Origin of the sequence: Microbacterium sp. 2MCAF23 (assembly GCF_052115565.1) — a bacterium.
Lineage (GTDB): Bacteria > Actinomycetota > Actinomycetes > Actinomycetales > Microbacteriaceae > Microbacterium.
On sequence record NZ_JBFRGY010000011.1, the window covers coordinates 25,164 to 44,714 of the forward strand.

Here is a 19,551-nt window from a genome sequence, read left to right on the forward strand (position 1 = left end):
TCCTCTCGTGAGGTTTCGGGGATGTCTTCATGGTAGGTCTGGCACAACGTGGGGCGAAGGCGGCTGTGGACTTCTGCTAACAGATGCCGCCGACGAGGATCCAGGCGGTTGTGGCGACTCCACAGGTCGCGACCCGCCGACGCCGTTCCCGGCGGACCAGCGGTCGGCGGTCAGCGGTCAGCGGTCAGCGGTCAGCGGATCAGCCGGTAGCCGCGAGCCGCGTCAAAGCCGTGGATCTCCCGCGTGTCGAGCGCGGCCATGAACTCGAGCACCTCCGCGGTGACGATCTGGCCCGGCACGAGCACGGGGAATCCGGGAGGGTACGGCGTCACGAAGCCCGCCGAGACCGGCTGCTCCCCTCGCGCGACCCGTTCGCGCAGATCGTCGGGCGTCGCGTACTCGATCAGACCGCGCCGCTGCCCGTCGTAGAACGCGTCGCGCAGATCGCCGTCCGGCAGGCCCGAGGGGTGCGCATAGGCCGGCGCGAACGCGCTGAAGTCCGGCAGCGGCGGCATCGGATCGTCCTCGGCGCGAACTTCGGGAAGGCCTTGCGTCGCACGATCTCGCTCGAACCGCTCGGCGAGCTTCACCAGAACTTCGATCAGGTAGGCGATCGCGCTGCGGGAGGTGCCGATGTTCGTCATGAACAGCACCGTGTTGCGGCTCGTCTTGTTGACCTGGATCCCGTACTGATCCATGAGGTGCGTGTGCTTGAAGGTGTCGCCGTCGACGCCCGTGCGCGTGATCTCGATCGTGACCCGGCTGGGGTCGATCACGAACTCGTCATCGCGCCAGGCCCGCCACATCGCGGCGAGACCGTCGCGCAGCGGCATCGGCCGGGTGGTGCGACGGTGCTCCGGCGGGATCAGATCGCGCATCGTGAGCACGCGGAAGGTGCGACGCAGCAGCGGGTGCCGAGCGACGGACTGGGCGAGGCTGGTCGCGAGGTCGAGCTGGCGCTGCACGAGCTCGAAGCCCTCGAGCTCGACCTGGCGTCGGCCGAGGTCGAGCGAGGCGAGGATCTGGTAGTTCGGCGAGGTCGAGGTGTGCGTCATGAACGCCTCGTGGAAGGCGTACTCCGCTTCGAGCGCCCAGTCCTGGTCGTAGACGTGGATCATGGATCCCTGGCGGAGCGCGGTCAGCGTCTTGTGCGTCGACTGGGTCGCGTAGACCCTGATCCGCGCGTCGGGCGAGGGGATCAGCTCCTCCCGCATCCACGCCTCGTCGTCCTGCGGTTCGCCGGTCTCCGCGTCGAACAGCCGCGCACGCTGCGCGCGGTACGCCGCCGCGTGCGCGGTCGAGCGCAGCCGCTCTTCGAGGCGCTTGGCCGAGGCCATCGCCGTGCGCTGCCGGGTCACCGGGTGGAACGCCGCGAACGCGAACCACGCCTCGTCCCACAGGAACACCAGGTCGGGCTTGATCGCGAGGCACTCCGACATCACCCGAGCCGGGTCGTACACGATGCCGTCGAACGTGCAGTTCGTCAGTGTGATCATGTGCACCTCGTGCAGCCGGCCTGCAGCACGGTAGTCGAGGAGCAGCCGCTTGATCCGCTCCAGCGGCACCGCACCGTAGAACGCGAAGTCGTCGAGGGGATACGCCTCGAGATACGCGGTGCGTCCGCCGGTCAGCATGAGCGCATGGTGGTGCGACTTGTGGCAGTTGCGGTCGACGAGCACCACGTCGTCCGGCTCCACCAGCGCCTGGTGCACGATCTTGTTCGCCGTGGACGTGCCGTTGGTGACGAGGAAGGTGCGCTGCGCCCCGAACGCCCGCGCCGCCAGATCCTGCGCCTTCTTGATCGCGCCGGTCGGTGCGAGCAGCGAGTCCAATCCTCCGGATGTCGCCGAGGTCTCGGCGAGCAGGAGATTCATGCCGTAGAAGTCGGCGAGATCACGGATCCACTTCGAGGTGACGACGGATCCGCCTCGTCCCACCGGCAGGGCGTGGAACACCCCGACCGGGCGGCGGGCGTGGTTCTGGATCGCCGCGAAGAACGGCGCGTCGTAGAGGTGCGAGACCCGGCGCAGCAGCGACAGATGCAGCTCGAGCTGATCCTCGCGCCGGAACACCCGGCGGAACCGATGCGTGAGAGCTCCCGCCAGATCCTCGATGTGCGCGCCGGCGACCAGGTACAGATCGACCTCCGGCCGCAGGGCGTGCAGCGTGTCGGCGAGACGCAGCACCCGCTGCACCGAGGGGATCGAGCTGCGCGCCGCGGCGGGCGCGATCGCCGCCTGCTCGTGCGCGAGCGCGATCGTCTCCTGAAGGTCACCGCTGAGCACCTGGTGGCTGCGATCGCTGAACCCCGGCCGCACGATGCAGGCGAGGATGTTCGGGTTCGTGAGCAGCGCCGCGATCGCGTCGTCCGCCGACGGCACGATCACGAAGTCGTAGATGAAGTCGTCCGCATCGGTGCGCAGTCGTCGCCCCTCGGACAGGATCGCGTCACGATCCGCCGGGGTGGTCTCGTCGATGAGCAGCACCTCGAACCGCGTGCGCGGATCGGCATCGTCCTGCTGCTCGGCGAGATCGGCCTCGTCGAGCACCGGATCGGTCCCGCCCGGCACGGACGTGCCGCGCAGGCGATGCACCACCCGCCCGATGCGCTCCAGGGCGGTGGCCGCGTCGCCCTGCTCGATCAGCTCCCGGATGTGTCGCACGTAGCGCTGCCCGAAACCGGCCCAGTACAGCTCGATCGTCTCGAGCGCCCGCAGCGAGCGCCGGATCTCGTCGCGGTTGGCGACGGCGTCACGGGCGTCGGATTCGACCGCGAGGCGCTTGACCGCGAAGCGCAGGAACTCCCAGGCGTCGCTGCGCAGCCGCCAGGTGCTCGCCGGCATGCCTGGTGCGTGCGCGGTGTCGATCGTGCTGGTCATCGGCGGATTCCCTTCCGGCGGGAGCGCCGAGGGCGGCGCGGGCAACGGCGGCCCGGATCGCTGAGGTCGTCTTCGAACCGGCTGCTGGGGTCCCGCCGGGATGCGGCGAGCCGTCGCGATCGGCGACGACCGCGACGTGTGGTGCGGGCAGGATCCGTGGTGCGGGCCCTGCCGGACTCCCATCGTGCCACTCCGCAAGCGGATCCGATCGCCCCGTGTCGAGCCGCTCGTCTGGGATCCGAGATGGTCGGTGCAGCGGCGGCCGGCGGTGAGGATCAGCCCTCGGCCGCGATGACCTCGAGCACGGCCTCGCCGTATGCTTCGCGCTTCTTCTCGCCGATACCGCTGATGCCGACCAGATCCGCGGCCTTCGCGGGGCGGTGTTCGGCGAGCGCGCGCAGCGTGGCGTCGCCGAACACGACGTACGCGGGCACGCCCTGCTCGCGAGCGGTCTGCGCCCGCCATGCGCGCAGCGCCTCGAACAAGTCGCGGTCGCCCTCGGCGAGCGCCTCCGCGGCGCTCCTCTTCGCGGAGCGCCCGCCCCCGGAGGACCCGGCACGGGTGACCACGTCGTGGCGCAGCTTCACCGGCGTCGTCCCGGCCAGTACCCCGCCGCTCGCCTCGTTGACCGCGAGCGTGCCGTACTCACCCTGCGCCTGCATGAGGCCCTGCGCGAGAAGCTGCCGCACGACGGAGCGCCACTGCGCATCGGCGAGATCGGATCCGATCCCGTAGGTGGCGAGCTCGTCGTGCCGGAACTTGCGGACCTTCTCCGTGGAGGCGCCCCGGAGGATATCGATGAGATGCCCGGCGCCGAACGACTGGCGGCGCTCGCGCTGCAGTCGCACGATCGTGGAGAGCAGCTTCTGCGCGGGGACGAGCCCGTCCCAGCTGTCGGGTGGGGTGAGGCAGGTGTCGCAGTTGCCGCACGGCCCGGAGTCCTGCCCGAAGTAGCCGAGCAGGTTCTGCCGCCGGCAGTCGACGGTCTCGCACAGCGCGAGCATCGCGTCGAGGTGCTGGTTCTGCCGCTGCTTGATCGCGCGGTCGCCCTCGCCCTGCTGGATGAAGCGGCGCTGCTGCACCACGTCGCCGAGGCCGTAGGCCATCCACGCGACCGAGGGCTCGCCGTCGCGGCCGGCGCGACCGGTCTCCTGGTAGTAGCCCTCGACGGACTTGGGCAGGTCGACGTGCGCGACGAAGCGCACGTCGGGCTTGTCGATGCCCATGCCGAACGCGATCGTGGCGACGACGATCACGCCGTCCTCGCGGAGGAACCGGGACTGGTGCGCCGCGCGTGTGCCGGCGTCGAGACCTGCGTGGTACGGGATCGCGTCCAGGCCCTGCGCGCTGAGGTACTCGGCCGTCTGCTCGACCGAGGAGCGGCTGAGCGCGTAGACGATGCCGGCGGATCCCTCGGGCTGCGTGCGGATGAACGAGACCAGCTGCTTGCGGACGTCGACCTTGGGCTCGATCCGGTACTGGATGTTGGGTCGGTCGAAACTCGCGACGAAGTGCTTCGCCTGCGGCAGGTGCAGCCGCTCGGTGATCTCGCGGTGCGTCTCACGGGTGGCGGTGGCCGTGAGTGCGATGCGGGGAACGCCCGGGAAGCGCTCGGCGAGCCCGCCGAGGGCGAGGTAGTCCGGCCGGAAGTCGTGCCCCCACTGCGACACGCAATGCGCCTCGTCGATCGCGATGACGCTGAGGGATCCGCGCTGCAGGAGCCCCAGGGTCTGCGCGTTCGAGAGCCGCTCGGGCGCGACGTAGACGAGGTCGAGGTCGCCTGCCAGATACGCGCGCTCGACCTCTGCCCGCTCGGCCGCCGTCTGCGTCGAGTTCAGGTACGCGGCGCGCACGCCGTTGGCGCGCAGGGCGTCGACCTGGTCGTGCATGAGCGCGATGAGCGGACTGACCACGAGGCCCGTGCCCTCGCGGACGAGCGCGGGGATCTGGTAGCAGAGGCTCTTGCCACCGCCGGTGGGCATGAGCACCACGGCGTCGCCGCCGCCGACGACCTGGTCGATGATCGCGGCCTGGTCTCCGCGGAACGCGTCGTAGCCGTAGACCGCGGTGAGCGCGGCCAGAGCCGTGGCGTACCGGCTCGGCGCCGGCGTCGCCGGTCGCTGAGCCTGTCGAACAGCAGCGGGCGCGGGAAAGCTCCCCTGCGGAACGGCGCCCGGCGTTCCCGCCCAATCGCCCTCCTCGGGCGGGGGCGCCGCATCCCAGGGTTCGTCGCTGAACGGCATGTCGGCGTAGGGGTCATCCAGGGGCGCATCGGACCACGGCAGATCCGCATAGGGGTCGCGCGGATCGTTCTGGGGCATGCAACCAGCGTAACGAGCGGTGCCGACACCGGAGGCCGCTGTCCACAGGTCTCGCCCGGCCCCAACTGCGCCCGCCCCCGGGTTCCAGCCCGCCCTGCCCTCAACTCGAAAGGATGAATGCAATTCCGCAGGATCCGGATCCGCGATTCTTCCTGTCGAGATGCATTTATCCTTCGAAATTGCGAGCCGGTGGCGCTGGACGACGACTCCGCCCGCCCCGGGTGTCTCAGTCCGGGCATATGTTGGACGCACGACACCGCACGAAGGAGCACGATGCCCGAGATCGCCGTGAGCTTGAACGAGGCCGAGTCGCGCTACGAGATCACCAGCGACGGCGCACTCGCCGGGTTCGCCGAGTTCCAGCGGCGCCCGGGGATGATCCTGTTCATCCACACCGAGGTGGATCCGGAGTTCCAGGGTCAGGGCCTCGCCGCGCAGCTCGCCGCGGGCGCGCTGGCCGACGCGGTGGCCACGGGCGACACGATCGTGCCGTACTGCCCCTACATCAACAAGTACCTCCGCACGCACGAGGTCCCTGGCGCGAAGGTGCGATTCCCGACGGCCCCGGACGGATCCGCATGAGCCTGCACGGGCCGCGCGCAGCGGTGCTCGAGGCGCGCGAGGTTCCGCTCGGTGGCGTGCGTGCGATGAACGTGCTGCGTGTGCTGCCCAGCAAAGATGTACCGACGATCGGCGCCTGGTGCTTCCTCGACCGGTTCGGCCCCGCCGAGGTGCGCATGCGTGTGGAACCGCATCCGCACATCGGCCTGCAGACCGTGACCTGGCCGCTCGTCGGCGAGATCCGGCACCGCGACACGATCGACAGCGATGTCGTGCTGCGCCGCGGGCAGCTCAATCTCATGACGGCCGGGCACGGCATCGCGCATTCGGAGTACTCGGTGGGCGAGGAGGCCGGCCCGCTCGACGCGCTGCAGCTCTGGGTGGTGCTGCCCGACGGCGCCGCCACCGGTGCGCCCGGCTTCGAACAGCACCTGTCGCTGCCGGGTCTAACGCTTCCCGCCGAGACCGGATCCGACGCCGACGTCACCGTGGTGATGGGCTCCTATGCAGGCGTCGACTCCCCCGCGACGGCCTATACGCCGATCGTGGGCGCGGAGATCCGCCTCGAGCGCGGCACATCCGTCGTGCTGCCGTTCGATCCGGCCTGGGAGCACGGTCTGCTGCTCGTCGAGGGCGACGCCCGTGTCTCCGGATCCGACCTGGCCGAGACCGCGCTCTCCACGGACGACGTGCTGTTCCTCGGCGACTCCCGCGAGGACGTCACCGTGTCGAGCGAGAGCGGGGCGCTGCTCTTCCTCCTCGGCGGCGAGCCCTTCGAACAGGACCTCGTGATGTGGTGGAACTTCGCCGCCCGCAGCCACGAGGAGATCGCGCAGGCGCGCGAGGACTGGGAAGCCGGATCCGACCGGTTCGGTCACGTCGCCGGTCACGGCGACGAGCGGGTGCCTGCTCCGCCGATCCCGCCCGTGCACCTCATGCCACGGCGCCGGAGGATCTGACCGGGGATCGCTCCCGACCGATCCGCCCGGGAGCGCCGGTACGCTGGACGGGTGCCCGCCCGCTCCCCGCTGCCCACGCGGATCCTGCTCGTCTGCGCCGCCATCGGGGTCGCCACGGGCCTGCTCGGCGCCGCCGCCGGCTGGGTGACGATCCCCGTGATCGCCGGCGCGCCGTTCGCCTACGGCCTGGTGCTGGGCTCGCATGTGCTGCCGGGGATCATCGCGCAGGAGGTGCTGCGCCGCCCACTGGTCGCGCTGCTCACGCACGTGCTCGCGGCTCTCGTCGCGAGCGCGTTCAACCCCATCTGGTTCCCGCGCTTCCTCGGCACCGCGCTGCTGTTCGGCCTCATCCAGGAGGGCGTCGCCGCCCTCACGCGCTATCGCGCCTGGGGCGCGTGGCGGTTCTTCGTCTCGGCGGCGATCATCGGCGTGATCATCGCGGTGGTGGTGTTCTTCGCCGTCGACCTGGAGAAGCTGCCCCTCTGGGCGCGGATCGTCTACCTTCCTCTGGCAGTGCTCGGTCCGATCGCCTGGACCGCGGTCGGCCTGCGCATCGGCATCTCGCTGCGTCGCGCCGGCGTCGCCCCGCACTGAGCGCGCCCCCTCGCGAGCGCCCCCGCACGGCGTCGACCTTTCGCCGACGTCGCTGGCCGACGCCCTGCACCCCGAGGGTTCCAGCCCCACTAGGTTAGGCTTGCCTAAGCAGCCCTTCCCGAACGGAACCCCATGCCCTCCGCCCCGCTTCTGCGCGTGCGCGATCTCACGGTCACGCATCGCGGCGCGGGCGATCCCGCGGTCCGCGACGTCTCGTTCGATGTGAACGCCGGCGAGGTCGTACTCCTCCTGGGCCCGTCCGGATCCGGCAAGTCCACGCTCGCGCTCGCGCTCGGCGGGCTGATCCCGCACTCGCTCGACGCCGAGATCACCGGCACCGTCGCGGTCCGCGGCCATGAGACCGCCACCACGCCCGTCGCAGAGCTGAGCCGGGATGTCAGCACCGTGTTCCAGGATCCGGATGCGCAGATCGTCACCGGATCCGTCCTGGACGAAACGGCGTTCGCGCTCGAGAATCTGTGCCTGCCCGTGGACGAGGTGCTGGAACGCACCGAGCACGCCCTCCGCCGCATGGGTCTGTGGGAGCGCCGCGACGAGAATCCCGACCGTCTGTCCGGCGGAGGGAAGCAGCGTCTGGCGATCGCCGCCGCACTCGCGACGTCCGCCCCGGTGCTCATCCTGGACGAGCCCACGGCGAACCTCGACCCGTCCGGCACCGCCGAGGTGCATGCGGCGCTTGCGAGCCTCGCCGGGCCGACGCGCGCGATCGTCCTCGTCGAGCACGACCTCGACGCGGAGTGGTTCCTGAGCCCGCGGAGCACGGTCGAGGCCGGCTTCGCGACGCGCGCCATCGTGCTCGACGACGACGGAAGGGTCGCCTTCGACGGCCCCGCCGCGGAGGTGCTGCGCGACCACGCCGACGAGCTGATCGCCCTCGGGGTGCGCCTGCCGACGGCCGCCCTCGCCGCGCGGCGGCTGAACGACCGACTGCCGTCGCTCAGGGTGGATCCGATCGCCCCGCTTCCGCTCACAGCGACGGAGCTCGCGGGCGCCCTTCGCGGCGTGGGTGTGGACGCATCGCTGTTCGAAACTCAGTCGATTCGGGCCGCTGGCGCCCTCTTCGACGCGGAACCGACCGAATCGACTGAGTTTCGTCCGGCTGATGCGCCGAAGCCGGTCATCGCCGTGCGCGGCCTGGACGTCGTCCGCAGGCGAACGCCGATCCTGCGTGGGATCGACCTCGACATCGCGCCCGCGTCGATCACGGCGGTGATCGGGCCGAACGGCGCGGGCAAGACGACGCTCGTGCAGGCGCTGGCCGGAGTGGTGCCACCGCCGCGCGGGACCGTCCGGCTCCTGGGTATCGACCCGGCGACCGCGTCACCACGCACGCTGGCCGCGCACGTCGGCTTCGTATTCCAGAACCCGGAGCACCAGTTCATCGCGCACACGGTGTTCGACGAGCTGGCGCACGGCCTTCGGCTGCGCCGTACCCCACCCGCGGAGATCGCCGAGCGCATCGGGGCGATGCTCGATCGGTTCGGCCTCGCAGACAAGGCCGCCACGCACCCGTACCTGCTCTCGGGCGGCGAGAAGCGCCGGCTCTCGGTGGGAACCGCGCTCATCACGCGCCCCCGCATCCTCGTGCTCGACGAGCCGACGTTCGGACAGGATCTGCGCCGCACCGACGAGCTGCTCGCTCTGTTCCGAGAGCTGCGCGCCGACGGCACGACGATCGTGCTCGTGACGCACGACCTCGACCTGGTGGTGCGGCACACGACCCATACGGTGCTCGTCGAAGACGGTGCGGTCGCCGCCGCCGGCCCCACCCCGGCGCTCGTGCGCGATGGCCTGATCCCGCTCCCGACGGCGTACGCGGCGGTCCCGCCAGCGCTGCGCGGACTGCTCAACGACGAGCGCGCTGTCTCATCGGTCGTGGCCGACGAGACCGGCACTGCCTCGCGCCCGCTGGACGCGAGGCGGGCGCATCGGGTATCCGACGCAAGCCTCGGCTCCGACACTTCGTCATCTCCTGCGTCACGTGCTGATCCGCGGGACGACGTGCTCCCGGACCCGAATCCGCCTGTCACCGCGGGCGTCGCGGACACGCCTCCGAACCCGCCGGATCCATACGCCGAGCAGCCGTCGGCACCGGCGCGCGCCTGGCTGCACGGCCTGAACCCGCTCGCCAAGCTCGGAGCGGTGCTGCCCGCGATGGCGCTGCTGCTGTTCGTGCGGGACCTCGCGACGCCGGTCGCATTCCTGGTGCTCGCCTACATGGTGCTGTTGACGGGCGCGCGACTGACCGCGCGGATCTGGGCGGTGCTGCTGCTCGCGATCCCCGCGGGGATCCTCGTGCTGGGGCTGTCCATGGCGCTGTGGACGGATCCGGCACAGGTCGCCGCGACCCCCGCCGTGCTGCAGATCGGCGCATGGCAGCTGCACGCCGGCGCGCTCGAGGCCGGGTTCGCGACGGGACTGCGGCTGGCGGCGATCCTCGCGCTCTCGCTCATCTCCGGCCTCACCACGACCGGGCCGGACGTGGTGCGTGCGGGCGTGCAGCAGCTGCGGATCCCGTACCGGATCGGCTACACGGCGCTCGCGGCGTATCGGTTCGTGCCGCGCTTCGGCTACGAGCTGAGCGTGATCCGTGCGGCGCACCGGGTGCGCGGCACGCACGGCGGGCGCGGGCCGTTCGCCCGGATCGCGCGCGGCTGGGGGTACATCGTGCCGCTGCTGGCGAGCGCGATCCGGCATGCCGAGCGAGTGGCGCTGGCCATGGACTCGCGCGCCTTCGGCGCGCATCCCACCCGCACCGAGCGGCACGAGGTGCCGTTCCGCGCGCGCGACGTCGTCTTCCTGGTCCTGATGCTCGCCGCCACCGCGGCTCTCCTGATCCTGACGTGATCCGGATTCAAAGCGCGCAAATGGCTCCATGCACCGCGATTTCGGAGCCATTTGTGCACTTCGAAACACAGATGAAAGGTTTCCGATGGCATACAGCAAGATGGTCAAGCCGGCCTCGGCCGGGCTCGTCCCCCTCACCGTGCTGCGGACCGAGCGGCTCGCCCCGCACTGGATCCGCGTCACCCTCGGCGGCGGCGAGATCGAACGGTTCACGCCGATGGGCTTCGACCAGTGGTTCCGGCTCTTCCTGCCTGTCGGCGGCGAGGCGGCGCTGAGCCGAGTGCCGGCCAAGGCCAACCACACCCTGGGGTACCTGAAGTTCCTCCGGATCCCCGACGGCGTGCGCCCGGTCATGCGCAACTACAGCGTGCGCGCGTTCCGCCCTGCCGCGGCCGAGGCCGGGGCAGAGCTCGACGTGGACTTCGTGCTGCACGGCTCCGCCGCCGACGGCACCGCGGGCCCGGCCTCACGGTGGGCCGAGACCTGCCGTCCGGGCGAGCACGTGCTCGTGATCGATGAGGGCCTCACCTTCAACCCCGAGCGCGGCACGGACCGGGTGGTGCTCGTCGGCGATGAGACTGCTCTGCCCGCGATCGCCGGGATCTGCGCGTCGCTGCCCACGGATGCGACCGGATCCGTGCTGCTCGAGGCGCCGTCCGCGGAGGACGCGCTGGACTTCCCGCACCCCGACGGCATCGACGTGCAGTGGTTCGTGCGCGCCCCCTCCGACCGGCCCGGCGTGCTCGCTCTGGCGGCACTGCGCGATCTGGCTCTCCCCGAGACGCCGTTCCACGCCTATGCCGCGGGAGAGCAGGCACTGGCTTCCGGTGCGCGCAAGCTTCTGGTCGGCGAGCGCGGCGTCGACAAGGGGCAGGTCAGCTTCTGCGGCTACTGGCGGATCGGCTCGTCCTCGCCCGCCTCCCGCGCGGCGCGCGAGACGGCGGCGGAACCGCTGGGCTGATTCCCTCCCGAACCGCCTCGAACCGCCTCCGGGCGCATGGGGCGCCGAAGGCGGTTCGATCCGGTTCGGACCGGCAGCGGACTCAGGCATCGAGCCCGCTCAGCTGATCTTCTTCTTGTAGATGGCGATCGCGAAGCCGTAGGCGACCACGAGGATCCCGACCATCCAGGCGAGGGCGATCCAGATGCTGGATCCCACCGGCTGCTCGTTGAAAAGCGCGCGGATGGTGTTCACGATCGACGTCACCGGCTGGTACTCGGCGAACCAGGCCACCGGACCCGGCATCGATGAGGTGGGCACGAACGCCGAGCTGATGAACGGCAGGAAGATGAGCGGGTAGCTGAAGGCGCTCGCGCCGTCCACGGTCTTGGCGCTCAGACCCGCGATCACGGCGAGCCAGGTCAGCGACAGGGTGAACAGGATGAGGATCCCGACCACGGCCAGCCATGCCCCGACCGAGGCCCCGGTGCGGAAGCCCATCGCGAACGCGACGCCGACCACGATCGCCACGGACACGATGTTCGCGACGAGCGAGGTGAGCACGTGCGCCCAGAGCACGCTCGATCGGGCGATCGGCATGGACTGGAAGCGCTCGAAGATGCCGCCCTGCAGGTCGAGGAACAGCCGGTACGAGGTGTACGCGATGCCGGAGGCGATCGTGATGAGCAGGATGCCCGGCAGCATGTAGTCGATGTACGACTGGTCGGATCCGGTGTGGATCGCCCCGCCGAGCACGTAGACGAACAGCAGCATGAGCGCGATCGGGGTCACTGCGGTGGTGATGATCGTGTCGGGGCTGCGCAGGATGTGCTTGAGCGAACGGCCGGTGAGCGTGCCGGTGTCGCTGAGGACGTGGCTGGTCATTTCACTGCCTCCTTCTTGGTGTCAGGCCCTTCGACGGGCTCAGGGGCCGGGCCCGTGGACGGGCCGACCAGGGCGAGGAAGACCTCCTCGAGAGTGGGCTGCTTCTCGACGTACTCGACCTTCGCCTGCGGCAGGAGGCGCTTGAGCTCGGCGAGCGTGCCGTTCTGGATGATGGTGCCCTCGTGCAGGATCGCGATCCGGTCGGCCAGCTGCTCCGCCTCGTCGAGGTACTGCGTGGTGAGCAGCACGGTGGTGCCGCCCTTCGCGAGCTCCTTGACGGTGTCCCAGACCTCGATCCGCGCCTGCGGGTCGAGGCCAGTGGTCGGCTCGTCGAGGAAGATCACCGGCGGATTGCCGATCAGGCTCATCGCGATGTCGAGCCGGCGCCGCATGCCGCCGGAGTAGGTGCCCGCACGGCGTCCGCCGGCGTCGGTGAGCGAGAACCTGGCGAGCAGATCGTCGGCCACGGATCCCGGATCCTTCAGGTGCCGCAGCTTCGCGACGAGCACGAGGTTCTCGCGGCCGGTGAGGATCTCATCGACCGCGGCGAACTGGCCGGTGAGGCTGATCGCGTCGCGCACGTCGTTCGGTGCCGAGGCGACGTCGACGCCGTGCACGGTCGCGGATCCGCCATCGGCCTTCAGCAGCGTCGACAGGATCCGCACCAGCGTGGTCTTGCCGGCGCCGTTCGAGCCGAGCAGGGCGAAGATGCTGCCGCGCTCGACCTCGAAGTCGACGCCGCGCAGGACCTGCAGGTCCTTGAACGCCTTGGTGACGCCCTGCACGCGGATCGCGGGGGCGGTGAGGGTGGTCATGGTCACTTCTCCTTCCGGGCGGCGTCGTCGACCGCCTTGTTGAGGCGGGTGCGCTCCTTGTCGAGCCACACCTTGCCGTTGTAAGCGCGGGCGAACGTCTCGGCGAATTCGGCCGGGTCGTCGCCCACGATGTCGCGCACCGGCGTGCCGTCGGCCGCCGCGCGCTCCCAGAGGTCGGCGAGGTCGCTGAGCATCGTCACCATGACGTCGCCGTCGGTGATGCCGCCGGCGATCATCAGGTAGCGGTCCGTGGCCTTGGCGACCGTGCCGTAGGGCTCGGGAAGGGCCTCGATGCGGGCCTTGTACTGGCGGTACTGCTTCTTCTGTTCGAGGGACCCGGTGAGGGCTTCGATCCACTTGGCGGCCATGTCAGGCTCCTTCATTCGTGTCGGTCGTGCTGCTGTCGGTGTGGCGGAGCTGTTCGATGTGCTCTGCGAGGAAGCTCCAGGTCCTCCAGAACTCGGCGAGCTGATCCCGCCCCTGCGTGTTGAGCGAGTACACCTTGCGCGGCGGACCCTTTTCGGACGGGACCTTCTCGACATCCACGAGGCCCCTCTGCTCGATCCGCACCAGCAGCGCGTAGACCGTGCCCTCCGCGATGTCGGAGAAGCCTCCGTCCCGCAGCCGCGTGGTGATCTCGTATCCATAAGCCGATCGCTCGGCCAGGATCGCCAGGACGATCCCCTCGAGAGTGCCCTTGAGCATCTCGGTCATCTGACTCGCCATCGCGATCGCCTCCTTCTTCTACTCAGTGATGTTGACTACCGGTAGACAGTAACACTGAGTACCGGTACATAGCAACACTGAATACCAATCTTTTTCAACCAACCTTCGACGGCTGAAGGACACCGGTCGAGAGACGGAGAACGCCCTCGGATCCGAGGATCCGGGGGCGTCGATACCGACCGTCGAGACTCGCGCTCAGACCCAGTCATCGGCATGCAGCTGGCGCACGCCGCGATCATGCAAGAAGAACTGCGCCCGCAGCGCAAGCCCGAGCGCCGCCGCCTGACGTCGCATCGCCCGCGCCCAGATCCGGACGTCATCCTCCTCGCCACCCACGACGTCGCCGCCCGGCCGCTCCCACACCAGCACGACCGCGGCGTTGCCGGTGAGCTCCCGGAGCAGGCCCATTCGATGCGCGAGCAGCTGCGCCTGGCCGATCTCGCCGAGGTCTTCCACGAACACGGTCTCGAGCGGATCGCTCGGGTAGTCGGCCATGGGCATGATGGGCTCGCCGAGCCGGCCTCTCCCGTCGATGAAGAGCAGCCACATCTGCCGCTGGTTCGCCTGCTGGAGCAGCAGCTCCAGCGCATCGCGAAGGTCGTCGTCGCTTTCGAGCACCTGCTCGCGCAGTGATTCAGGATTCATGCCGCCCAGCCTGGCGAGACGGCACTGCGCCTGCGGGCCTGTTCGCGCAACCGGTGCGGAACTCGGCGCGCGCCCCACCTGTGCAGGGCGATCACCGAAAGAACGCCCCCGGATCCGGAGATCCGAGGGCGTTCCTTTCACGCGTCAGGCGATCAGCGCTTGCCAGCGATCTGACGTCCGACGAGATCGCGCATGATCTCGTTGGTGCCGCCGTAGATGCGGTGCACGCGGGCGTCGGTGAAGGCCTTCGCGATCGGGTACTCCATGATGTAGCCGTAGCCGCCGTGCAACTGCACGCCCATGTCGAGCACCTCCCACTCGCGCTCGGTCGTCCAGAACTTGACCTTCGCGGCGTCCTCGGCCGACAGCTTGCTGTCCTTGTAGGCGAGCAGTGCGCGGTCGACGTACGCCCACATCACCTCGGTGGTGGTGACCATGTCGGCGAGGCGGAAGCGGGTGTTCTGGAAGTCGGCGATGCGCTCTCCGAACGCCTCGCGATCCTTCGTGTAGGCGATGGTCCAGTTCGTCGCCGCCTCAGCCGCAGCCGCCGCGGCGACGCCGATCGACAGGCGCTCGAGCGGCAGGTTCATCATCAGCTGGATGAAACCCTGCCCCTCCTTGCCGCTGATGAGGTTCTCCTCGGGGATGAACACGTCGGTGAAGCTGAGCTCTGCCGTGTCCCAGCCGTGGAAGCCCATCTTGCTGAGCTTCTTGCCCTGGTCGAAGCCCTCCATGCCCTTCTCGACGATCAGCAGGCTGAAGGCGTCGGGACGGTTGCCCTCACCGGTCTTGACGAAGGTCACGACGATGTCCGCCGTGGTCCCCGACGAGATGAACGTCTTGGCGCCGTTGAGGATGTAGCCGCCGTCGACCCTCTTCGCATTGGTCTTGATGCCGCGCAGGTCGGAGCCGGCACCCGGATCGGTCATCGCGAGCGCGCCGAGCACCTCGCCGGTCGCCATGCGCGGCAGCCACTTCGCCTTCTGCTCCGGTGTGCCCATGTGCACGAGGTAGGGGACGGCCAGATCGTCCTGGATCCCGAACGCGCCGGCGAGCGATCCCGCACCGGCCGCGATGACCTCTTCCATCACGATGGTGCGGAAGCGGTAGTCCTGCAGCATCCCGGCGCCGCCGAACTCCTCGGGCACGGAGAGCCCGATCAATCCAGCCTCGCCCGCCGCGAGCATGGTCGCGCGGTCGATCTCGCCGGCCGCCTCCCAGCGCTCGATGGCCTCGTTCGTGACGTGGCGCTTGATGAAGTCCTTGACCAGGTCGCGGAATGCCTCGTGGTCCTCGTCGTAGATGTCGCGTTCCATCGCGCTCCTCCAGATCGTGTGTGCGTCTTCGCTCTCGCGATCCTATGCGGAAAATCGCGGATCTCGGCGCAAATTGTGGGAATGCATCCCACTGATGGTGAGACTCGGTGTCACGATTTGTGCGATCGCTCCAGCGGCGCCGAGGGGCGCTGGAGGCCCGCCTTCGCCGACGCGCGAACAGGCGCGGCAACGCAGACCGACGATGCCGATCAGCCCAGGTACGCGGGAGCTGCGGCGAGCCCGAAGAACTGCTCGAGCGTGACGTAGCCCCCGTCGTGATACGCCGTCGCGAGGGGTACGCCGATGTAGCGGAGGTGCCAGGGCTCGGGATCGTATCCGGTCACCGGTGTCTGGCCGGCGACGTAGCGGACGATGAAGCCGTACTGCCAGCCGTTCGCGGCGACCCACGCGCCGGCCGACGTGCTGCCGAAGGAGTCGATGTCGCCGCAGCCACCCGCGCACGAGACCACATCGGCGGCGAGGCCGGTCTGATGCTCGCTGTGGCCGGGGCGGGCGGAGAGGGCATCGCCCTGCGCCTGGCCGAATTGAGCGATCTGCCCCGAGTACGTCTGCACCTGGGTGTCGTACGAGCGATAGCCGCTGGCGAGCGCGATCGAGCCGACGCCTGCCGCATCCGCCGCGGCGGAGAGCTGGTCCAGGGCGTGCGCCGTGTCGGAGCGCAGCGATCCCGCTCCGTCGACGGAGAGCGCAGGATCACCGAGGGAAGTCGGCGCGTAGGTCACCGGGTTGAGCGGCCGGGTCTTGTTCACCACGACCCAGTCCCGGCTCGGGTCGGCCAGGTCGATGCACGGGGCGTTGCCTGCGGCGACCGCGTCCCGGAACGCCGCGCCGCCGCCGAATGCCGTCACCACGGCGTCATCGCCGCCGGACGCCAGCGCCTGCTGCACGCCAGCTTGCGCGCAGGGGTTCGCCGCCGGCGTCGCGTGCAGCTGCACGGACGGGAGACTCGTGGCAGCCTCGGGCATCGTGATCCCGGCCGGCTTCGGATCCGCCGCGGCGTGCCCACCAGGGCCGGCCTTGGCCGAGCCGTCCGCAAGCGCCCAGAGCGCACCGATCAGCGCGACCGCCAGCCCGAGGATGACGAACAGCCGGAACGTCACTCGCGGATCCATGCGGCGCGCGCGAGTCGGGTGCCGCGGGTCTGCCACGGGTCCATTCTCACCGGCGGACCTGGACATCCGCGACATTCGAAGTTTTTGACGATCTCTTCTTGACTCTCTATCGTTGTTATGTTCGAATATTGCTATGAGGTGGCAAGGGCAAAGGGTCGACGAGACGGACGCGCAGGCGCTGCCCGGCATGGAGAACCGCACGGGGTTCCTCCGCACCGTGACGACGCCGGAGTTCGCGGGCATGACGTTCCACGAAGTTCTCGCGAAGTCGGCGCTGAACCATGTACCCGGCCCCTCGAAGATGCCGTTCGACTGGACCGTCAACCCGTACCGGGGATGCAGTCATGCGTGCGTCTACTGCTTCGCCCGGGGGACGCACACCTATCTCGATTTGGACGCGGGGCGCGATTTCGACTCGCAGATCGTGGTCAAGGTGAACGTGGTGGAGACGCTCGAGAAGGAGCTGCGCCGCGGATCCTGGAAGCACGAGACGGTCGCGCTCGGCACGAACACGGATCCATACCAGCGCGCGGAGGGGCGTTACCGGCTGATGCCGGGGATCATCCGCGCACTGGCCGATTCCGGGACGCCGTTCTCGGTGCTCACCAAAGGCACACTGATCCGCCGCGACATCCCGGTGCTCGTGGAGGCCGCCGCCCGGGTGCCTGTGGACGTGCAGCTGTCGATCGCGATGTTCGATGAGACGTTGCGCGAGGCGATCGAGCACGGGGCGCCGTCCACGCAGGCGCGGCTCGACACGGTGCGTGCGCTCAGCGATGCCGGATTCCGGGTCGGGGTGTTCCTGATGCCGATCCTGCCGCACCTCACCGACTCGGTGAACGCGATCGACGACGCACTGCGACGCATCAAGGAGTCCGGCGCCGACCACGTCATCTACGGGGCACTGCACCTGAGGCAGGGCGTGAAGCCCTGGTTCCTGCAGTGGCTGTCGCAGCACCGGCCCGATCTGCTGTCGTCCTACCGTGTGCTGTATCCCGGATCCGCGGCCGAGGCGCCGAAGGACTATCGCCGGTGGCTCGCACGGCGAGTCAAGCCACTGATCCGGATGCACGGGCTGGAGGCGCTGCACTCCGACGATCGCCCGGCGCGGGGCAGCAGAACGGCTCCGGAGCGCGCAGTGCGCGCCCCGGAGCCGTTATCGACCCTGTTCTGACCACGGCGCCGGCTCAGAGCGGCGCCATGGTCAGAGCCGCGGCGAACTCAGGGCCGTACCGAACCGGCAGGTGGAACCGGGCTCAGTACCAATTCGTGGCCTGCGAGTGACCCCAGGCCGAGCACGGGGTGCCGTAGACGCTGGAGATGTAGCCGAGGCCCCACTTGATCTGCGTGGTGGCGTTGGTCTCCCAGTCATCGCCCGCGCTGGCCATCTTGCCCCCGGGCAGCGCCTGCGGGATGCCGGTCGCGCCGGACGGGTTGTAGGCCTGGTAGTTCCAGCCGGACTCCTTGTTCCACAGCGAGTTCAGGCACTGGAACTGGTCATCGCCCCAGCCGTAGTCACTGGCCATGATCTGCTGCGCGGCGGCGCGGGCGCCGTCCGGAGTGTTCGCCGCGGCCTGCGCCTCGGCGGCGGCCTGAGCGGCAGCGGCGGCCGCAGCAGCCGCGGCATCCGCCGCCTGCTTCTGTGCGACGGCGTTGTTCAGGTTGGTGCGGACCTCGGCGACCTGCGACTCGACCTTCTCGGAGTAGTCGGCGACGGCCACGGCGAGCGCGGTGTGCACAGAGCCCTTGTGCGATGCCGCGTCCGACAGCACCTCGTGCGCCGAAGTCAGGCCGGTCGCGTCGACGAGCTTGCGCGCCTGGCCGAGATCGAGGCCCGAGGCCTTCACATCGGCGTTCACGGAGGCGGCGTCGGTCATCGCGGTCTTGGCGGTGTCGAGAGCCGCGCGCACCTGCGCCTGCTGGTTGTAGGCGGTCACGTCGTCGACCTGCGCCAGGGCCGGAGAGGCGGCGGCGACGGTCGGGGCGACGAGCACGGCACCGCCGACGACGAGGGCGCCGAGCACGGCCGTCGCGCTCACGATGGCGACGGTCTTACTGCGGGCAGAGCGGAAGAACGGGTTTCTTGACATGACGAAGTAACGATCCTTGAAGTCTTCAGCGCCGCTCGGGTAGCGACGTCAACGCCTCGGGTCGGGCGTACAAGATAACGATCCTGCATCACTGTCCCTGGGAGCCCACCGAGGATCCCGGGATCCTGCAGAATATTTTGTCCGAATTCTCAGGTTTCGATTTCGTCGCCGATCTCCTCCGACGACCCGCCCCTCGGGCCGCTCGATCCGTGGTGTCGGAGGTTGCGAGTAGCGTCGCGGGATGGTCACGCTTCGCCCCTGGCAGCCCGAGGACCGGCCGTTGCTCGACGCCTTCAACACGCCCGCGATGACGGCGCACCTCGTCGCGACCGAGAGCGCGGAGGAACTGGAGCAGCGGCATCTCCGTTACCTGAAGGACGACCTGCCCGGGCGCATGCTCGTGATCGTCGACGGATCCGAATCCGTGGGAACGATCGGCTACTGGGAGACCCTCGAGGGCGGTGAGGTCGTCTGGGAGACCGGCTGGGGAGTGCTCCCCGCATACCAGGGCCGCGGCTTCGCGGGGCTGGCGCTCCAGGAGCTCCTCGCCATCGTCCGCGACGACGGCCGGCACGACGAGATCCACGCCTACCCCTCCGTCGACAATGAGCCCTCGAACGCGCTCTGCCGCCGTGCGGGGTTCACGCTGCGCGCGACCCGGCGGTTCCCGTTCCGTGGCGAGGAGCTGCTCAGCAACGACTGGGCACTCGCGCTCTGACACGTTCCCCGGCTGGGCCCCCGGGTGCACGGAAGGGCCGGGAGTGCGGCTCCGGAATCATCCGGACCCGGTGCTCCCGGCCCTTGCATGTGATGGCGCGG

General features: G+C 69.6%; 17 protein-coding genes and 1 pseudogene. 8 read left to right on the plus strand and 10 right to left on the minus strand.

Annotation, left to right across the window (positions count from 1 at the left end; all coding sequences use genetic code 11):
* Window positions 1–191: 191 nt before the first annotated feature.
* The gene (locus tag AB4078_RS11990) at window positions 192–2,879 is read right to left on the minus strand and encodes an aminotransferase class I/II-fold pyridoxal phosphate-dependent enzyme (RefSeq protein WP_441977328.1); all 2,688 of its coding nucleotides are present in this window, start codon (window positions 2,877–2,879) and stop codon (window positions 192–194) included.
* A gap of 275 nt (window positions 2,880–3,154) precedes the next feature.
* Window positions 3,155–5,200: a DNA helicase RecQ gene (gene recQ / locus AB4078_RS11995; RefSeq protein WP_441977329.1), complete on the minus strand. Its 2,046-nt coding sequence runs from the start codon at window positions 5,198–5,200 to the stop codon at window positions 3,155–3,157.
* Between the two features lie 273 nt (window positions 5,201–5,473).
* On the opposite strand from recQ, the gene AB4078_RS12000 reads away from it, so the two are divergent.
* From AB4078_RS12000 to AB4078_RS12025, 6 genes and pseudogenes are all read left to right on the plus strand, one after another.
* Window positions 5,474–5,782, plus strand: a complete 309-nt coding sequence (locus AB4078_RS12000; RefSeq protein WP_441977330.1) for a GNAT family N-acetyltransferase — start codon at window positions 5,474–5,476, stop codon at window positions 5,780–5,782.
* Window positions 5,779–6,720: a pirin family protein gene (locus AB4078_RS12005; protein ID WP_440733145.1), complete on the plus strand. Its 942-nt coding sequence runs from the start codon at window positions 5,779–5,781 to the stop codon at window positions 6,718–6,720. Before AB4078_RS12000 ends, AB4078_RS12005 begins: the two co-directional genes overlap by 4 nt.
* A gap of 51 nt (window positions 6,721–6,771) precedes the next feature.
* Window positions 6,772–7,314, plus strand: coding sequence for an ECF transporter S component (locus tag AB4078_RS12010; protein WP_441977331.1), 543 nt, complete (start codon window positions 6,772–6,774; stop codon window positions 7,312–7,314).
* 132 nt (window positions 7,315–7,446) lie between these two features.
* A pseudogene (locus AB4078_RS12015) lies at window positions 7,447–8,925 on the plus strand (ABC transporter ATP-binding protein); the annotation flags it as partial.
* A 516-nt stretch (window positions 8,926–9,441) separates the two neighbouring features.
* Window positions 9,442–10,182, plus strand: a complete 741-nt coding sequence (locus AB4078_RS12020; RefSeq protein ID WP_441977536.1) for an energy-coupling factor transporter transmembrane component T family protein — start codon at window positions 9,442–9,444, stop codon at window positions 10,180–10,182.
* 85 nt (window positions 10,183–10,267) lie between these two features.
* On the plus strand, window positions 10,268–11,143 hold the full coding sequence (locus tag AB4078_RS12025; protein WP_441977332.1) for a siderophore-interacting protein: 876 nt from the start codon (window positions 10,268–10,270) through the stop codon (window positions 11,141–11,143).
* Window positions 11,144–11,242: 99 nt separating this feature from the next.
* Here the strand turns inward: AB4078_RS12025 and AB4078_RS12030 are convergent, their stop codons facing one another.
* From AB4078_RS12030 to AB4078_RS12060, 7 genes are all read right to left on the minus strand, one after another.
* On the minus strand, window positions 11,243–12,007 hold the full coding sequence (locus AB4078_RS12030) for an ABC transporter permease (protein ID WP_378804823.1): 765 nt from the start codon (window positions 12,005–12,007) through the stop codon (window positions 11,243–11,245).
* Window positions 12,004–12,822: an ABC transporter ATP-binding protein gene (locus AB4078_RS12035; RefSeq protein ID WP_441977333.1), complete on the minus strand. Its 819-nt coding sequence runs from the start codon at window positions 12,820–12,822 to the stop codon at window positions 12,004–12,006. Before AB4078_RS12035 ends, AB4078_RS12030 begins: the two co-directional genes overlap by 4 nt.
* A gap of 2 nt (window positions 12,823–12,824) precedes the next feature.
* Window positions 12,825–13,190, minus strand: coding sequence for a DUF1048 domain-containing protein (locus tag AB4078_RS12040; RefSeq protein WP_440733139.1), 366 nt, complete (start codon window positions 13,188–13,190; stop codon window positions 12,825–12,827).
* Between the two features lies 1 nt (window position 13,191).
* Window positions 13,192–13,548 carry a PadR family transcriptional regulator gene (locus AB4078_RS12045; protein ID WP_440733138.1) on the minus strand — a complete coding sequence of 119 codons (357 nt, stop codon included), beginning with the start codon at window positions 13,546–13,548 and terminating at the stop codon, window positions 13,192–13,194.
* A gap of 195 nt (window positions 13,549–13,743) precedes the next feature.
* Window positions 13,744–14,193, minus strand: coding sequence for a hypothetical protein (locus AB4078_RS12050; protein WP_441977334.1), 450 nt, complete (start codon window positions 14,191–14,193; stop codon window positions 13,744–13,746).
* 152 nt (window positions 14,194–14,345) lie between these two features.
* Window positions 14,346–15,509, minus strand: coding sequence for an acyl-CoA dehydrogenase family protein (locus AB4078_RS12055; protein WP_441977335.1), 1,164 nt, complete (start codon window positions 15,507–15,509; stop codon window positions 14,346–14,348).
* A 209-nt stretch (window positions 15,510–15,718) separates the two neighbouring features.
* Window positions 15,719–16,678 (minus strand): M15 family metallopeptidase, encoded by a 960-nt coding sequence (locus tag AB4078_RS12060; RefSeq protein WP_441977336.1) that lies wholly within the window; start codon window positions 16,676–16,678, stop codon window positions 15,719–15,721.
* Between the two features lie 97 nt (window positions 16,679–16,775).
* Here AB4078_RS12060 and AB4078_RS12065 point away from each other — a divergent pair, with 97 nt between their 5' ends.
* Window positions 16,776–17,816: an Rv2578c family radical SAM protein gene (locus tag AB4078_RS12065; protein WP_441977337.1), complete on the plus strand. Its 1,041-nt coding sequence runs from the start codon at window positions 16,776–16,778 to the stop codon at window positions 17,814–17,816.
* An 82-nt stretch (window positions 17,817–17,898) separates the two neighbouring features.
* Here the strand turns inward: AB4078_RS12065 and AB4078_RS12070 are convergent, their stop codons facing one another.
* Entirely contained in the window at window positions 17,899–18,732 is an 834-nt protein-coding gene (locus AB4078_RS12070) for a phospholipase (RefSeq protein ID WP_440733133.1), read from the minus strand.
* Window positions 18,733–18,973: 241 nt separating this feature from the next.
* Here AB4078_RS12070 and AB4078_RS12075 point away from each other — a divergent pair, with 241 nt between their 5' ends.
* Window positions 18,974–19,450, plus strand: a complete 477-nt coding sequence (locus AB4078_RS12075) for a GNAT family N-acetyltransferase (protein WP_441977338.1) — start codon at window positions 18,974–18,976, stop codon at window positions 19,448–19,450.
* Window positions 19,451–19,551 lie beyond the last annotated feature (101 nt).

Bases quoted from the DNA above. Each gene is read 5' to 3' on its own strand.
- AB4078_RS11990 (WP_441977328.1), bottom strand. From the start codon at position 2,879: ATGACCAGCACGATCGACACCGCGCACGCACCAGGCATGCCGGCGAGC.
- recQ (WP_441977329.1), bottom strand. From the start codon at position 5,200: ATGCCCCAGAACGATCCGCGCGACCCCTATGCGGATCTGCCGTGGTCC.
- AB4078_RS12000 (WP_441977330.1), top strand. From the start codon at position 5,474: ATGCCCGAGATCGCCGTGAGCTTGAACGAGGCCGAGTCGCGCTACGAG.
- AB4078_RS12005 (WP_440733145.1), top strand. From the start codon at position 5,779: ATGAGCCTGCACGGGCCGCGCGCAGCGGTGCTCGAGGCGCGCGAGGTT.
- AB4078_RS12025 (WP_441977332.1), top strand. From the start codon at position 10,268: ATGGCATACAGCAAGATGGTCAAGCCGGCCTCGGCCGGGCTCGTCCCC.
- AB4078_RS12030 (WP_378804823.1), bottom strand. From the start codon at position 12,007: ATGACCAGCCACGTCCTCAGCGACACCGGCACGCTCACCGGCCGTTCG.
- AB4078_RS12035 (WP_441977333.1), bottom strand. From the start codon at position 12,822: ATGACCACCCTCACCGCCCCCGCGATCCGCGTGCAGGGCGTCACCAAG.
- AB4078_RS12040 (WP_440733139.1), bottom strand. From the start codon at position 13,190: ATGGCCGCCAAGTGGATCGAAGCCCTCACCGGGTCCCTCGAACAGAAG.
- AB4078_RS12045 (WP_440733138.1), bottom strand. From the start codon at position 13,548: ATGGCGAGTCAGATGACCGAGATGCTCAAGGGCACTCTCGAGGGGATC.
- AB4078_RS12050 (WP_441977334.1), bottom strand. From the start codon at position 14,193: ATGAATCCTGAATCACTGCGCGAGCAGGTGCTCGAAAGCGACGACGAC.
- AB4078_RS12055 (WP_441977335.1), bottom strand. From the start codon at position 15,509: ATGGAACGCGACATCTACGACGAGGACCACGAGGCATTCCGCGACCTG.
- AB4078_RS12065 (WP_441977337.1), top strand. From the start codon at position 16,776: ATGAGGTGGCAAGGGCAAAGGGTCGACGAGACGGACGCGCAGGCGCTG.
- AB4078_RS12070 (WP_440733133.1), bottom strand. From the start codon at position 18,732: ATGTCAAGAAACCCGTTCTTCCGCTCTGCCCGCAGTAAGACCGTCGCC.
- AB4078_RS12075 (WP_441977338.1), top strand. From the start codon at position 18,974: ATGGTCACGCTTCGCCCCTGGCAGCCCGAGGACCGGCCGTTGCTCGAC.